Genomic DNA, 15,068 nt, shown 5'->3' with positions numbered 1-15,068 from the left:
CGTGCTGATGTGCTGGCTATTTTTATTCAGCTGATCAGATATTGCATTTATCGATCAGAATTATGCAACTTGTTGCACTAATATATAAATCAGAATTGATTTTTATGCAACATGTTGCATAATAATCCCGAGTCATTTTTTTGAGACGTTTATGTCTTTATCGCATGTGCTACTGACCAGCCTGATTGAAAAACCCAGTACCGGAATAGAACTGGCGCGGCGCTTTGACCGCTCAATGGGATTCTTCTGGAATGCGACCCACCAGCAAATCTATCGAGAGCTAAATGCCATGTCAAAACAGGGTTGGATTTCAACACTCGAAGAAGAAGATGCACATTCACGTAAAAAAACCTATCAGGTTGAACTGCCCGGTCGTGAAGAATTGGCTCACTGGATGATACAGCAAAGCCCACCGGCACAGTTGCGCGAAGAATTGATGGTACGCTTACGTGCTGAAGCGCAGCTTGGTGGCAACAACACATTAGCGGAACTGGAACGGCATTTAGTCCTGCACAAAGAAAAACTCAACACCTATCAGCAAATTTTTGCCAAAGACTTTGCCCAAGCTAATGAAAATGATCGCACCCTGTATATTCATAAAATGATTTTACAACTCGGCATTGATCAAGAACTTGGCTGGATTCACTGGCTGGAAACCGTTATTCCGCGACTCAAACAGTTTAAATAAACGATCGGGATAAAAATAAGGAGAATATTCATGCCCTTTTATCGCATGCCAGACGGCGAACAGCTGTTTGTACGTGAATACGGTCAGGGTCAACCGGTTTTAGTGTTGTCTGGTCTGGGCATGTTGAGCTGGCAATGGGCGGCCTTTTTATATCCGCATAAAAACAGGTTTCGTTTTATTATTCCAGAATGGCGTGGTTTCGGTGCATCCAAAGACTGTAAAATTCCAGCAAATCTGGATGCAATTAACTGTCATTGGCAGGATGTGCGCTCAGTGGTAGATCAGCTCAAGTTCGATCGAGTCATAGTCATTGCCTACTCTATGGGGGCAACCACACTTATGCATGGTCTGCACTCTGATCATTTCGCTAAACGGATCACGGCTTATTTGCATATTGATCAGACACCCAAAATACCGGTAGATGATACTTGGGCTTTTGGTCTGTTTGGACCAAAACATGACGAATTTAGGGAGATTTTGCAGCAACTGTCTGTTCTCCTCGCTGCACATCCGCAAATTCAATTTATTCGCGATCTAGATCAAACAGTACGCCAACAGATTGGCGCATTATGGCTGCGCTTTATCCAGCTGCAAAACAGTCATCCCTATAGTCTTAAAGCATTTGAGTTTTTACTGCATCAACCTCGCTTTCAAAGTTTATTACTGCCATCCAGCCGTGTGGACTACATGGCCTGGTATATCAACAATTATCTGTATCATCGAGAAGATTACCGTGAAGCATTAACCAAACTTCAATGTCCGGTGACTTTCTTTAGCGGCGCGCAATCCCGGCTCTATCCTTTTGAAGGACAGCGCCTGATTGCAGAAAGCCTGCCTCAAGCCAAACAGGTGATTTTTAAAAAATCCGGTCATACGCCCTTGCTGACTGAACCGCTAAAATTTTCCAGAGAACTCGGTGTCTTCTTGAAAGAGAATTCACAATCGAGTACTTCGGCAGTTTAAATATTCAGGAGAAAAATAATGAAAAAACTGGTGGTCTTTTCAGGTGCGGGTATGAGCGCAGAAAGTGGCATCAATACCTTCCGTGACAGCGATGGTCTTTGGGAACAGTATCGGATTGAAGATGTCGCCACTCCGCAGGCCTGGGCCAGAGATCCGCAACTGGTACAGCGCTTTTACAATGCACGCCGAAAAAATATTCTGGAGGCAGAGCCAAATACTGCACATCTGCTGATTGCGCAACTGCAACAAGATTATGATGTGCATGTCATTACCCAGAATATCGATGATCTGCATGAACGTGCCGGCAGCAGCAAAGTGATTCATCTTCATGGCAATATCCGACTGGCCAAAACCTCAGGTCCAGATGCACAAAGTACGACCGAATTCTATCCGGTTGAAGAAACTGATTTAGATTTAAACAAGCACTTTTGCACAGCAGGTTATCCACTGCGTCCACACGTGGTCTGGTTTGGCGAAGCCGTTCCTGCCTATGCAGAAGCCCAAAATTGTGTACAAGATGCCGATATTTTTGTGGTGATTGGCACCAGTCTGCAAGTTTATCCAGTGGCGGGATTGATTCATGACATTCCGGTATCTTGCCAGGCCTATTATATTGACCCCAAAGCAGACCAACAACAATTGCCGGTACAATTTCACAAGATCACCCAAACGGCCACTCACGGTATGCAACAGTTGATCCAGCTCCTAGAAAAATAATTTCATCACAAGACATATGCTGTGTCATGTTCAATGATGATTATTCAGGTATTTAGAAAACGTAGCGACACTTAATCATATTGGTTACAGCCTAAATACATCTAACTCTTACTGTCTATAGCATACACCTCGTGATTTTCTAAAGTGAAATAACCGTATCTAAGGCGCCACACTTAAACCAAATTTCTTCAAATTTGGATATTCATATGGGGCATCTTCAGCTGGATAACGTAATGACTCGAGCCCATAAATTTGTGCAATATTCCATAAAATACTTTCACCCGCAGGTAGAGTTTGTGGCTGAATTTTATAAATTGAATCCTGATAAGCGCTATCACTATCAACAAATTTCCAGCCCTGTTGCTTAAACGAGTCAATAATGTCTTCTAGCCAAGCCGCATTAATGGCTCTTACATGAAGTAAAAGCACATGCTTGGGTGAACGTCCTAATGTTTGTTGTGCTAAATTATCGTAATACTGTGCTCGATCAAGCAAATGAAACAGATAAGCTTGTTTTAATTTATTCAGGCTTTCTTGATCTTGTGCTTGCTGATACTGCAAAAACAGTTGATTGTAATACCAATCACTCGCATCGATGCTAACAGCTCCCGATTGATAATGATGGGTTATCAGCCATTGTCGTACTCCTTCCCTTTTTTCTAGCGTATTTCCCTCTTTAAGAAATGGAAATCGGTAACGTGGTACAAATCCGGGTAATGTAGAAAATATTTGATGTCCTTGCTCTATGTCTTTTAAATAATTTTTCAAGCTAATCTCATCTTTATTTAGGTTAAGATGTAAATTTCCATGATTGCCTATTCGATGCCCCTGTTTCCCCCATTCTGAAATCATCTGCAACCCTTTTTCTGTGCCAATTTTACTGACGCTTGGATAGACAATAGCCAAAATTCGCTTTTGTTTTAGGGTATTTAGAATGTCATTATTGATATGACAAGCATCTGGGTTATTGGCTGGGTCTAGTCCATCATCGAAACTGAGGGCGATCTGTTGAGCAAAAGCCACATGAGAAACACAGAGACATAGGCTTAAGACAATTTTTTTAATCATAAATGAGTGCTAGAGCTTAGAAAATAAATACCTTTTAACCTAGCATAATTATTCAAACTGATTGAACTTTACATCGACGGCTAATACGAAATTTATTTATTATCTAAGCTTATATATTGAATGGCAATTTTTTTAATGAATCACCACTTAGCTGTGGTGTAATGAGATTCCAGACATTATAAATGAGCGCCTATGTATCACATTATCGAGTGTGTTGGCTTTTAAATTTTAGTAACTTCAATATTTTTTTAATTGACAGAACGTAACAATCAATTTTTAATCAGCAGATTGTTGCATAAATGGAATTTTGGAATGCTGACTGATCTTGATGATTTTTACTGCTTTGCACAGGTGGTGGAACATGGCGGCTTTAGCGCAGCCGAACGTGCAACAGACATCCCTAAATCCAAGCTTAGCCGTCGTGTCCATAACTTGGAAGAACGTCTAGGTGTCCGCCTGATTCAACGCAGCTCGCGTCATTTTGCGGTCACCGATATTGGCATGAACGTTTACCGCCATGCACAAGTCATGTTAAATGCAGCACAGGCAGCACATGATCTGGTCGATCATCTTAGTACCGAACCGCGTGGTACGATTAAAGTCAGTTTGCCGGTTTTAATTGCCCAGAATGAAATCGCCAAAATCCTGCCAAACTTCCTCAAGCAATATCCAGAAATTAAAGTTCAGATGATGATCACCAATCGCCGGGTCGATATCATTAATGAAGGCTGTGATCTGGCACTGCGGGTACGCTCCAATCTGGATGACGATCCGAATCTGGTCATCCGTCAGTTTGAAAAAATTGAACAGCATCTGTTTGCAAGTCAAGGTTATCTCAATCAGTTTGGTGAGCTAAAAACCCCCGAGCAACTGGCTGAACATAAGATTCTGACTATGGCAGAAGATCATACCGAACAATTTCTGACCTTACAAAACGAGCAGCAAGAACAAAAGAAAATTCGGGTCAGTCCAACTGTATTGGGTTCAGACCTCAATATGTTGGCGCAACTTGCGGCTTCAAGCTGCGGGGTGACCTTATTGCCAGATAACGTGGTAGAGCAGTATGTGGCACGTGGCGAACTGGTACGGGTTTTACCTGACTGGAAAGCACCGCATGGTATTTTTCATGCGGTTTATCCCTCACGTCGCGGTCTGCTGCCTGCAGTCCGGGTATTTATTGACTATCTGGTCGCAGAATTAAACCATAGCTAATAAAAATATGGACAAAAAAATAGCTCATTCTTGGGGAAAAATGAGCTAGAGAAACAGGTCACTACAGCACAGTGAATAAAAAAGGAAACTTTGTAACTGACTCTCAGTCTAACCAGACTTCTATTTTCAGACCATTGTTTTGCTGTAGTGTTTTGTATATTTTTGTCAGCAAAAACGATGAACTTGTAAATTTGGCAAGTCAAAAGTTTTTAACAGAAATCCCGTCAAAATTTTAAATTTCCGGATAATCACCCGTGCCTTCAGGCCATGGAGAGAGTAATTCAAATCCGGTTTCGGTCACATAAACCATATGTTCCCATTGTGCAGACCACGATTTATCCGTGGTAACCACAGTCCAGCCATCTTTTAGTTCTTTGACACGAGCTTTACCCATATTTACCATCGGCTCAATGGTAAAGACCATACCCGGCACCAGCTTGATGCCTTGACCCGGCTGTCCATAATGCAGAATATTCGGTTGTTCGTGATAAACCTTGCCGATGCCATGACCGCAATACTCACGCACAATCGAATAGCCTTCACGCTGTGCAACGGTTTGAATTGCATAACCAATATCGCCTAAGGTAGCTCCCGGCTTCACTGCATGAATCCCGGCCAGCATCGCTGCATAGGTGGTATTGACCAGACGTCTGGCTTCTGGAGATGGCGTTCCCACATAATACATCCGGCTGGTATCACCGAAATAACCATCTTTGATGATCGCCACATCAATATTGATAATATCACCATCCTGCAACACGGTTTTTGAGGATGGAATACCGTGACAGACTACTTCATTCGGCGAAATGCAGGTGGTCTTGGTATAACCATAATAGCCAATATTGGCCGGTGTTACTTTTAGAGTATTGATAATAAAATCATGACAGAGATCATCCAGATATTCGGTCGTGACACCTGGCTTGACATGCTCCCCGATCATCGCTAAAACTTCTGCGGCCAAACGCCCAGATATCCGCAATTTTTCTACATCTTGCTCAGTTTTAAGACTAATCGCTGGAGCTCGCATATATCTATCCTCACTATGAATATCTGAATTATAGTCCCTTTTTTGTTACATATGTCACAGTTAGTGGATTTCATCACCGCAATTTTTCTGGAAATCAGAATTTCAACTGTTGCTTATTCATACAAACAATAATCTGAGAATTTTAAAGAAAATTCAGATCAATCCATACAGTGGGCTTAGATCATCTATTTTTTAGCTGATTATCAATCAGATATTTCTACCAAAATTTGAATGAATGGTTATCTGAGCAGCAAAATCAATAGATTCAAGGTCTGCAGCCTTAAAATAAACTCCAAAAAGCTGGACATATACACTAAAATCGCTTTCTTTTGGTCGATTGATCTCCCTTTATGACAAGTCTGCGTACCCGGGATATTGTCGCCCTAGGTTTTATGACCTTTGCACTGTTTATTGGTGCGGGCAACATTATCTTCCCTCCGATTGTGGCTCAACAAGCCGGTGAACATGTATGGCTCGCTGCTTTAGGTTTCCTTATTACTGCAGTCGGCTTACCTGTAATCACCATTATTGCGTTGTCGCGTGTTGAAGGTTCTATTCAGGCACTCAGTTCCCCACTTGGTAAAGCAGCCAGTATTTTACTGACTGTGGTGTGTTACTTAGCTGTTGGCCCTTTATTTGCGACACCACGTACCGCAACCGTTTCCTATGAGATCGGTTTTTCATCTTACTTTGGCAATGAATCTGGCAGCCTGCTCATTTACAGCATCATCTATTTTGCTGTAGTGACCATCGTGTCTTTATATCCGAACAAGATTCTGGATACCGTCGGCTATTTCCTGTCGCCACTTAAAATTATTTCTTTGATCATTTTGGGTGTAGCAGCCGTAATGATTCCTGCCAGCAATCCACCGGCAGCGATCAATAATTACGTTACCAGTCCGGTGACTGAAGGCATCGTCAATGGTTATTTGACCATGGACACTTTAGGTGCTTTGGTTTTCGGGATCGTGATTGTAAAAGCGATTACTTCACGTGGTGTAACCGATAAAAAACTGATTACCAAATATGCGGTGAATGCCGGCATTATTTCCGGTATTGGTTTAACACTGGTGTATTTAAGTCTGTTTAAACTCGGACTCGGTAGCCACGAAATTGCACCGAATGCAGCCAATGGTGCCATTATCCTGCATGCCTATGTACAACATGCCTTTGGTGATATGGGTGCTTATTTCCTGTCTGGCATGATTTTTATTGCCTGTATGGTGACTGCGATTGGCCTGACCTGCGCCTGTGCCGAATATTTCTCCAGTTTGACTAAAATTCCATACAAGATTTTTGTATTTATTCTGGTCGGTTTCTCACTGATTATTTCAAATCTGGGTTTAACCAAACTGATTGCCGTTTCGGTGCCCGTATTGAGCGCGATTTATCCACCTGCAATTAATGTGATTTTATTGAGCTTCTGCGCTAGCTTCTTCAAAAAACTGTCTCATGTGATTGCACCAGTGACGCTAGTGGCCTTTATCTTCGGTATTTTTGATGGAATAAAAGTTGCTGGTTTTGAATTGCCTGCCGTACTACAAAATTTGCCGCTCTCAGAACAGAATCTGGCCTGGTTTATTCCATCCATGATTGTATTGCTAATTGCAGCTGTGATTGACCGTATTAGAAACTAATCTTTCTAGGCTGTCTGATAAAGATCGTATTTTTACCCAAAATCTGGTTTTAGCGTGATCAATAATTGTCAGGTTTTACCCAAACGGACTTTTATTGTTTCTTACAGACAATATCAAATCATCCTGTGTGTCTATTTACTCGTGCTTTTTCCAGAAAGTGTGATTCATAATTAGGCTCGAATGATCCTATTTTTAATATAAATATAAATAATTTTTTGAATTTTAGCTTTTAGATACATGTTGTTGCTGACTTAAACCATCTTGCCCTCTGACTTATACACAGTCTTACATTCTATTGATTAACACTACATATCTTTGGCGTAGAATTTGCATTTTCTATCTGCTCACATCAAACAATTGCTAGCTATTGTTTTCATGACGATATGGAGGTGTAATCTGAATATATAATGCTTTACTAATCAATTGATTATGTATTTTTACGACTAAAGAAGGCCATTTTGACCCTGAAAGTGCAGCCCGATGGTTGCAAAGGCTGATATTAAACAGTACAACTGTATGTTCAATTCTGACTAACTTAATCTGCTTTAGTCTTCAATAACATAAATAAATGGGAGGGATGGAGATGTTATCATTACATTTCAACAAGCAAGTCTTCATTGACGCTCTTAAAGCCAACGACACCAATCTGGTGACATTTATATGCACTACTTTTGCACTTATGCTGACTTTAACCGTCCATTGCTTAATTCAAGGTAATTTAAAACTTGAATACTTTGGTTATGCGCTGATCGTCTCAGCTGCTTTCTTCCTATGGGCTGCCATAGACCAGAAATACCGATAATCAAATTTTAAATTAGCCCAGATGGATGATGTGGCCAGTCATCCATCTGGTAAAAAAACCAAAATATTACTTTTAAGAATAATTAAAATAGCCCACCAAATGCGCCATAGAGTAAAATCCCCGTTCCTCCAAGTTCTGCAATAATTAATCCCAGCATTGCCAAGCTCATCAGACTGCCAGGTAGATGAAACCGACCCAGTTGATGCGGTTGCTTAAACTGATTGGTGGTATCTTGCAGGAAACCATGCAGCATATAAGCTGCAATCGAAAAACTAAAAAATACGATATTCACCAGTACGCAGATCAAATTCATGGCACTGGATAAATCGGAATAATATGCCAGAACTGCCAGAATTAGCGTCGCTGGTGCATATAGCAGACTGCTACGATGGGCAATATCGACATAATAATGTGCGCGTGACTGTGGTGATTGACGGATCTGCCAATACTTCCAGACCCCGGTAAACATCCCAATCCACAAGAATATTCCACTAAAAATAATGGCGATTTTAACGGCCAGTGCAAGTTCCATTGATAGCATAAGCTCATTCCATATCTATTATTTTACTGACTTTTAAGTCATGCTTTGCGCAAGCATCCCTTCAAAAACTGTATAAAGTTAAAGCTTCATCAGGAAGCTAAAATCATAGTGTATCGTATGTCTGAATTTGAAACATTGACTCTACAGTGCCAGGATGGCTATCACTTAAGTGCACGCTTTTATGCGGCTTCTTCAGAATCTGAAAAACGTCCGGTATTGGTCTGTCCTGCCACAGGTATTACCCAACAGTTTTATCATCATTTCTGCATCTGGTTGCAAGCTCAGGGCTATGCGGTACTGGTCTTTGACTTTCGGGGAATTGGTGAGTCACTCGCAGGCCCTTTAAAACAGTCCAAAGCGAGCATTGTGCAATGGGGTCAACTGGATATTCCCGCCGCGATTGATGCTTTATTAGCACGTACTCATGCAGAAAAAGTGATTTTGCTGGGGCATAGTGCTGGTGGTCAGCTTCTGGGGATCGTACCAAATTATGACAAAGTTGCAAAAGTGGTGGCTGTTGCTGGCTCAACCGGACATGTCAAAGGACTTAAAGGTAAAACCAAACTGCTGGCGCCGGTCATGTTCAATCTCATTTTCCCACTGGCCCGTATGAGCAAAGGATATGCTCCGACTCAAGCCATTGGCATGGGCGAAAATCTGCCTAAAGATGTGGCGCGTGAATGGGCACAGTTCTGTAGCAAACCGGGCTATGTCATGAATGCAATGGGTAAAACCCTATTACCACGCTCAGATTTTCATGCTCAAATCACCTGCCCGATTATTTCGATCTGGTCATCGGATGATGAAATTGCAACAGAAGCAAATGTAAAAGATTTACTGCGTTTATACCCCAATGCAGATACTCAGATGATTGAGCTTCAACCTAAAAGATATGCGCATAAAGCCATTGGCCATATGCTGATGTTTAAAAAATCACATCAAAACTTATGGCCGGTGATTGAACAACAATTGACGGTTTAAATCAGATTTAGATGGTTATTTGCAAGCTGCTATGTTCTAATACACGCAGTTTGAGATGAGCCTCTTACAGTATATGGGCTTGACCTATATACGACTAGCCCCTAACCATGGGGCTTTTTATTGCATGTATGATTTTAAAAACGTATTAACATTTAGCCGAAAAATGCAATGATGCTTTGGATCACCACAGCATTCACAATATCAATAAAAAATGCACCACACAGCGGTACAATTAAAAAAGCTTTATGTGATGGACCATAGCTATTGGTCACCGCCTGAATATTGGCAATCGCTGTCGGTGTTGCCCCCATACCAAAACCACAATGCCCTGCCACTAATACTGCTGCATCGTAATTTTTGCCCATGATTCTAAAGGTCACAATTGCGGTAAATAAAATCAATACCGCTGTCTGCGCCAATAAAATGGTAATGAGCGGACCTGCCAAATCGGCCAGTAACCAGAGTTGCAGTGATAGTAAAGCCATAGATAAATACAGGGATAAAGACGCATTGCCAAATACATCGATTGCACGGTCGAAGATATCGACTTTCAGCACATGCTCCAAGACATTACGCACAATCACACCTGTGCCTAAAGCCCATACAAAAGTGGGCAATTCAAACCATCTTCCCTGGCTGAAGTCTGTCATCTGATTGGCGACAAAAATACACAGGGCAAACATCCCCAAAGTCGACACGGCATTACTGGATGTAATCAATCGGGTTTTCTTTGGATACTCAAAGGGTGCGGTGTTAATGTGCGATTCGAGCTGCTGTTCATTAGTCTCTTGCGCTACTGTTTCAGCCAGTTGGTTGCGTTTAATCAGGAACTTGGCAACTGGACCGCCCACAAGTCCACCAATAATCAAGCCAAAGGTAGCACTTGCCATACCAAGGACAACTGCTCCCTGGATCGCATATTGAGTTTCCAGAACCTCGCCCCAGGCACCGGCGGTACCATGACCACCCGTTAAGGTGACGGAACCGACAATCAAGCCAATCAGTGGATCAAGTCCAAGCGCTGTGGCTAAACTCATACCGACAGCATTTTGCACGACTACAAATAAAATGACACAGACCAAGAAGGTCAGGAGCGATTTTCCACCTTCTTTCAGTTTCAAAAAGTCTGCACTTAAGCCAACAGAAGTAAAGAACATCAGCATCAGGATGGTTTGAATTTGTGCGTCAAATGTGGCACTGATATTAAACAATTTATAGAGAATAAAGGCCGTAATCGCTGCGACTAAACCACCGATTACAGGTTCAGGTAAGTTATAGTTCCTAAAGAAGCTAATTTTACTAACAAGATACCGCCCAATAAAAAGAAAAAAAACAGCAATTACTAGAGTGCCAAAGGCATCTATTTCATAAGTCATAACATTCCCTATTGGCTTTGTTTTCATACAGTTTTGGGAAAGAGAGATGAAAAATCAATCATAGAAATGTAATGCAAGTTATTGTTTCTAATAATTGTTTAATTTATAGCCCGAATAGACGCAATTAACGTGATGGAATATCATAAACCCAGTTGCGCGCTTGCTGATCTGTGGTTGTCTCACACACATAGTAATCGTGATTCCACGCGTCTTGATGGAAGATTTCTTTCTTCGCATAAATGACTTTCTTTGAGTTTTCGACACACTCAAAGTTGTCACCTTGGTCTTTGACTTGAGTTCCATTAAGAAAACCGCCAATACAGAGGAATCGGGATTGTTTAGGCATGTTTTAGGTCAACTTGCTAAATCATTTTTCAATGTGGGGATTAAACGATTTATTGGATAAAGTGTAAAGCATTACCAATAAAAGTTTTTCAATATTGGACATACTCAAAAATTTAATTCTGAAGTTGTGAAAAGATACAGAATTTCATGCTGCAAAATTTAAATTAGATGTCAACTCCCACCCTTTCTGTGTCAATTCAAATATTTCCCCCTTATTACCAATATCACGTATTAATTTTTTATTTATTAATGACTCTAAGGCCTCATCATATTTAAAAAATTCTCTATTATTTTCCATACCTAATTTTTGAGTTCTAATTTTAATTTCTTATTTTCATAAAAAAAATAAGGGCTGAAAAATCAGCCCTTATTTTATACCGCTTATTACTTAATTAACAAAGCAAATCATAGATTTGCTCTTGCGCTAGGGAAAAGCCTTTCGGCTTTTCTTAATCCTAGCTCATTAAGTCAATTGAGCAGCAGCAATTTTCTTCGTATCAACATTCGCAGCAGCGTTAGTATATTCGCTCATCTTGTCGAAGCTTAAGTATTGATAGATGTCAGCTGACATACTATCAATTTGAGCTGCATATTGTTGGTATTCTTCTGGAGTTGGTAATTTACCCAATACAGCAGCAACAGATGCAAGTTCAGCAGAAGCCAAGTAAACGTTAGCCCCCTGACCTAAACGGTTCGGGAAGTTACGTGTAGACGTCGATACACAAGTTGTGTTCGGAGCTACACGTGCCTGGTTACCCATACATAATGAACAACCTGGCATTTCAGTACGCGCACCAGCTTTACCATAAATATTATAGAAACCTTCTTCCATCAACTGATGTTCGTCCATACGCGTTGGCGGAGCAATCCACAAACGAGTTGACAATGCACCACCTGGAACTTTCTCTAACAATTTACCAGTCGCACGGAAGTGACCAATGTTTGTCATACAAGAACCAACGAATACTTCGTCAATTTTCACGCCTTGAACGTCAGAAAGAAGTTTTGCATCATCTGGATCGTTCGGGCAGCAAAGAACAGGTTCTTTAATGTCAGCTAGATCGATTTCATACACTTTCGTGTATTCAGCATCCGCATCCGCTTTAAGCAGTGATGGATTCGCTAACCATTTTTCCATGTTCTCAACACGACGAGCCATTGTACGCGCATCGCCATAACCTTCAGAAATCATCCACTTAAGCATAGTGATGTTTGAACGAAGGTATTCAGCAACTTTCTCTTCAGAAAGCGTGATCGAACAACCAGCAGCTGAACGTTCAGCAGAAGCATCAGACAATTCGAATGCTTGCTCAACAGTCAGGTCAGTTTCCATTTCTGTCAAATCGATCTCAAGGATACGACCAGAGAAGATGTTTTTCTTACCTTTCTTCTCTACAGTTAAGTCACCCGCTTGAATTGCGTAGTAAGGAATTGCATGTACCAGGTCACGTAGTGTGATACCAGGCTGCATTTTACCTTTGAACTTCACAAGTACAGATTCAGGCATATCAAGTGGCATAACACCAGTTGCTGCAGCAAAAGCTACCAGACCAGAACCCGCCGGGAACGAAATACCGATTGGGAAACGAGTATGCGAGTCACCACCAGTACCCACAGTATCCGGAAGAAGCATACGGTTTAACCAAGAGTGGATAATACCGTCACCTGGACGTAAAGACACACCACCACGGTTCATGATGAAATCAGGAAGCGAGTGTTGCATTTGAACGTCAACTGGCTTTGGATACGCAGCGGTATGACAGAAAGACTGCATAACAAGGTCAGCAGAGAAACCTAGGCAAGCCAAGTCTTTCAATTCGTCACGCGTCATTGGACCAGTGGTATCTTGCGAACCAACAGTGGTCATCTTAGGTTCACAGTAAGTACCTGGAAGTACGCCTTGACCTTCAGGAAGACCACAAGCGCGACCAACCATTTTCTGTGCTTGAGTGAAGCCTTTGCCAGTTGCAGCAGGTTGAACCGGAGTACGGAACAACGTAGATACTGGAAGACCTAAAGCTTCACGTGCTTTAGTGGTCAAACCACGACCAACGATCAGGTTAATACGACCGCCAGCACGAACTTCGTCTAGAAGTACAGGTGTTTTAAGATCAGCTTCAGCAATTACAGCACCGTCTTTAGATGCAGAAACTTTCGCAGCAGCATGATCGATTTTAAGAACGATTTCATCGCCCATGTTCATGTTGCCAACATCGATCTCGATCGGTAATGCACCCGCATCTTCCATCGTGTTGAAGAAAATTGGCGCAATTTTAGAACCTAGGCAGTAACCACCGTCTTTTTTGTTCGGGATATGAGCAATGTCATCACCAAAGAACCAAAGCACAGAGTTGGTTGCAGATTTACGAGATGAACCTGTACCAACAACGTCACCTACGTAAGCAACTTGGTTGCCTTTCGCGATCAATTCTTTGATTTGGTTTAATGGACCAACTTCACCAGGAACTTCCGGGTTGATTCCGTCACGTACGTTTTTCAACATTGCATTTGCGTGCAATGGAATGTCCGGGCGGCTCCAAGCATCTTGTGCAGGTGACAAGTCATCAGTGTTGGTTTCGCCAGTGACTTTGAAAACTGTCAGTTTGATTTCTTCAGGAACGTCTGGACGTGAAGTAAACCATTCAGCATCAGCCCAAGACTGCATAACAGCTTGTGCATTTGCATTACCCGCTTTTGCTTTATCAGCGACATCGTGGAATGCATCAAATACAAGAAGCGTTTTCTTAAGCGCTTCAGCAGCAAGCTCAGAAAGTTCAGCGTTGTCTAAAAGTTCAACTAAAGGCGCTACGTTATAACCACCAAGCATAGTACCTAGCAAGTAAACCGCACGTTCTTTAGAAATAAGTGGAGAGGTTGCTTCGCCTTTTGCCAATGCAGCCAAGAACGCAGCTTTTACATATGCAGCTTGGTCAACACCTGCTGGTACACGGTTTTCAAGCAAATCTACCAAGTATGCTTCTTCACCAGCTGGCGGGTTAACTAGTAGTTCAACTAATGCAGCGGTTTGGGCATCGTCAAGGGGCTTCGGTGGGACTCCGAGTGCGGCACGTTCTTCAACGTGTTGGCGGTAAGCTTCTAGCACAGTGTTATTCCTCTTTTTTAAAAAATTACTTATGAATTCCTGCTTATTCCAAGCTTCACAAATAATATGGACTCCGAAATTTTACTAAATTTCCAGTTAAAAGTTAATGCAACTCAAGTGTTTCTTTGTGATGCTCGTTATTTTATAACTAAATGATGCTCTTAATGATTATTCAATAATCACTTTTAGATCAGATCTCAAGAAACAAGCCTATGAGCAGGCCCTTTTAACTGAATTTAATGCATAAAAAAGGCAACCATGATGTTGCCTGATTTGAAGTTAAAAAGATACTCCACCTTAGTGTACAGTGGTCGAGTTTAAATATTGCTGATATGAATCCCGGCAGCCTTTGAATTTCACCACGCATTCATCTTCACACATCGTGCTGTGATTATTGCTGGCAAATGAAATATCCACCTGATACAGCTTTTTTTCTTGTTCTAGCACCTTCTTTAAAAATACTTTGTCGCCTACGCTCAGGACATAGCGACTACCAGCAATAATGACTACACCATGTTCATCTTCTAAGAGCAGATCAGAATGATGTAAATATCTGACGACTTGCATATTGTGTTACTCCTCGGGTAATTGGAGTTAAATTCATTATT

The 15,068-nt window shown here is 41.6% G+C and carries 14 protein-coding genes; 7 read left to right on the top strand and 7 right to left on the bottom strand.

Annotated features, from left to right (window positions below):
* Positions 1 to 151: 151 nt before the first annotated feature.
* From FTT75_RS03860 to FTT75_RS03850, 3 genes are read left to right on the top strand one after another with little or no spacing between them, the layout of a single operon-like run.
* Positions 152 to 688: a PadR family transcriptional regulator gene (locus FTT75_RS03860; RefSeq protein ID WP_005097101.1), complete on the top strand. Its 537-nt coding sequence runs from the start codon at positions 152 to 154 to the stop codon at positions 686 to 688.
* 30 nt (positions 689 to 718) lie between these two features.
* Positions 719 to 1,651 (top strand): alpha/beta fold hydrolase, encoded by a 933-nt coding sequence (locus FTT75_RS03855; RefSeq protein ID WP_180040127.1) that lies wholly within the window; start codon positions 719 to 721, stop codon positions 1,649 to 1,651.
* Positions 1,652 to 1,669: 18 nt separating this feature from the next.
* Positions 1,670 to 2,368, top strand: a complete 699-nt coding sequence (locus FTT75_RS03850) for an NAD-dependent deacylase (RefSeq protein WP_180185923.1) — start codon at positions 1,670 to 1,672, stop codon at positions 2,366 to 2,368.
* 159 nt (positions 2,369 to 2,527) lie between these two features.
* On the opposite strand, the gene FTT75_RS03845 is transcribed toward FTT75_RS03850, so the two are convergent.
* Positions 2,528 to 3,436 carry a polysaccharide deacetylase family protein gene (locus tag FTT75_RS03845; protein WP_180185922.1) on the bottom strand — a complete coding sequence of 303 codons (909 nt, stop codon included), beginning with the start codon at positions 3,434 to 3,436 and terminating at the stop codon, positions 2,528 to 2,530.
* 312 nt (positions 3,437 to 3,748) lie between these two features.
* On the opposite strand from FTT75_RS03845, the gene FTT75_RS03840 reads away from it, so the two are divergent.
* Positions 3,749 to 4,648, top strand: coding sequence for a LysR substrate-binding domain-containing protein (locus tag FTT75_RS03840; protein WP_005097107.1), 900 nt, complete (start codon positions 3,749 to 3,751; stop codon positions 4,646 to 4,648).
* A gap of 232 nt (positions 4,649 to 4,880) precedes the next feature.
* Here FTT75_RS03840 and map read toward each other — a convergent pair whose 3' ends face one another.
* Positions 4,881 to 5,675: a type I methionyl aminopeptidase gene (map, locus tag FTT75_RS03835; protein WP_074383204.1), complete on the bottom strand. Its 795-nt coding sequence runs from the start codon at positions 5,673 to 5,675 to the stop codon at positions 4,881 to 4,883.
* A 350-nt stretch (positions 5,676 to 6,025) separates the two neighbouring features.
* Here map and brnQ point away from each other — a divergent pair, with 350 nt between their 5' ends.
* Together brnQ and FTT75_RS03825 are read left to right on the top strand one after the other, a co-directional pair.
* Positions 6,026 to 7,312 carry a branched-chain amino acid transport system II carrier protein gene (gene brnQ / locus FTT75_RS03830; RefSeq protein WP_180185921.1) on the top strand — a complete coding sequence of 429 codons (1,287 nt, stop codon included), beginning with the start codon at positions 6,026 to 6,028 and terminating at the stop codon, positions 7,310 to 7,312.
* A 583-nt stretch (positions 7,313 to 7,895) separates the two neighbouring features.
* Positions 7,896 to 8,114: a hypothetical protein gene (locus tag FTT75_RS03825; RefSeq protein WP_005097112.1), complete on the top strand. Its 219-nt coding sequence runs from the start codon at positions 7,896 to 7,898 to the stop codon at positions 8,112 to 8,114.
* 82 nt (positions 8,115 to 8,196) lie between these two features.
* On the opposite strand, the gene FTT75_RS03820 is transcribed toward FTT75_RS03825, so the two are convergent.
* Positions 8,197 to 8,655: a hypothetical protein gene (locus FTT75_RS03820; RefSeq protein ID WP_005097113.1), complete on the bottom strand. Its 459-nt coding sequence runs from the start codon at positions 8,653 to 8,655 to the stop codon at positions 8,197 to 8,199.
* 117 nt (positions 8,656 to 8,772) lie between these two features.
* Between FTT75_RS03820 and FTT75_RS03815 the strand changes: the two genes are divergently transcribed.
* Positions 8,773 to 9,636 (top strand): alpha/beta fold hydrolase, encoded by an 864-nt coding sequence (locus tag FTT75_RS03815; protein WP_100355333.1) that lies wholly within the window; start codon positions 8,773 to 8,775, stop codon positions 9,634 to 9,636.
* A gap of 152 nt (positions 9,637 to 9,788) precedes the next feature.
* Here the strand turns inward: FTT75_RS03815 and gltS are convergent, their stop codons facing one another.
* The 4 genes from gltS to FTT75_RS03795 all read right to left on the bottom strand — a co-directional run bounded on the left by gltS (position 9,789) and on the right by FTT75_RS03795 (position 15,027).
* The gene (gene gltS / locus FTT75_RS03810) at positions 9,789 to 11,012 is read right to left on the bottom strand and encodes a sodium/glutamate symporter (protein WP_005097189.1); all 1,224 of its coding nucleotides are present in this window, start codon (positions 11,010 to 11,012) and stop codon (positions 9,789 to 9,791) included.
* 124 nt (positions 11,013 to 11,136) lie between these two features.
* The gene (locus FTT75_RS03805; protein WP_074383208.1) at positions 11,137 to 11,358 is read right to left on the bottom strand and encodes a hypothetical protein; all 222 of its coding nucleotides are present in this window, start codon (positions 11,356 to 11,358) and stop codon (positions 11,137 to 11,139) included.
* A gap of 462 nt (positions 11,359 to 11,820) precedes the next feature.
* The gene (locus FTT75_RS03800; RefSeq protein ID WP_074383209.1) at positions 11,821 to 14,460 is read right to left on the bottom strand and encodes a bifunctional aconitate hydratase 2/2-methylisocitrate dehydratase; all 2,640 of its coding nucleotides are present in this window, start codon (positions 14,458 to 14,460) and stop codon (positions 11,821 to 11,823) included.
* A 297-nt stretch (positions 14,461 to 14,757) separates the two neighbouring features.
* Positions 14,758 to 15,027, bottom strand: coding sequence for a hypothetical protein (locus FTT75_RS03795; protein WP_005097192.1), 270 nt, complete (start codon positions 15,025 to 15,027; stop codon positions 14,758 to 14,760).
* Between the last annotated feature and the right edge of the window lie 41 nt (positions 15,028 to 15,068).

This window comes from Acinetobacter sp. YH01008, assembly GCF_013420435.1.
Classification (GTDB): domain Bacteria; phylum Pseudomonadota; class Gammaproteobacteria; order Pseudomonadales; family Moraxellaceae; genus Acinetobacter; species Acinetobacter pseudolwoffii.
This window is presented reverse-complemented; position numbering and strand designations above follow the sequence as displayed.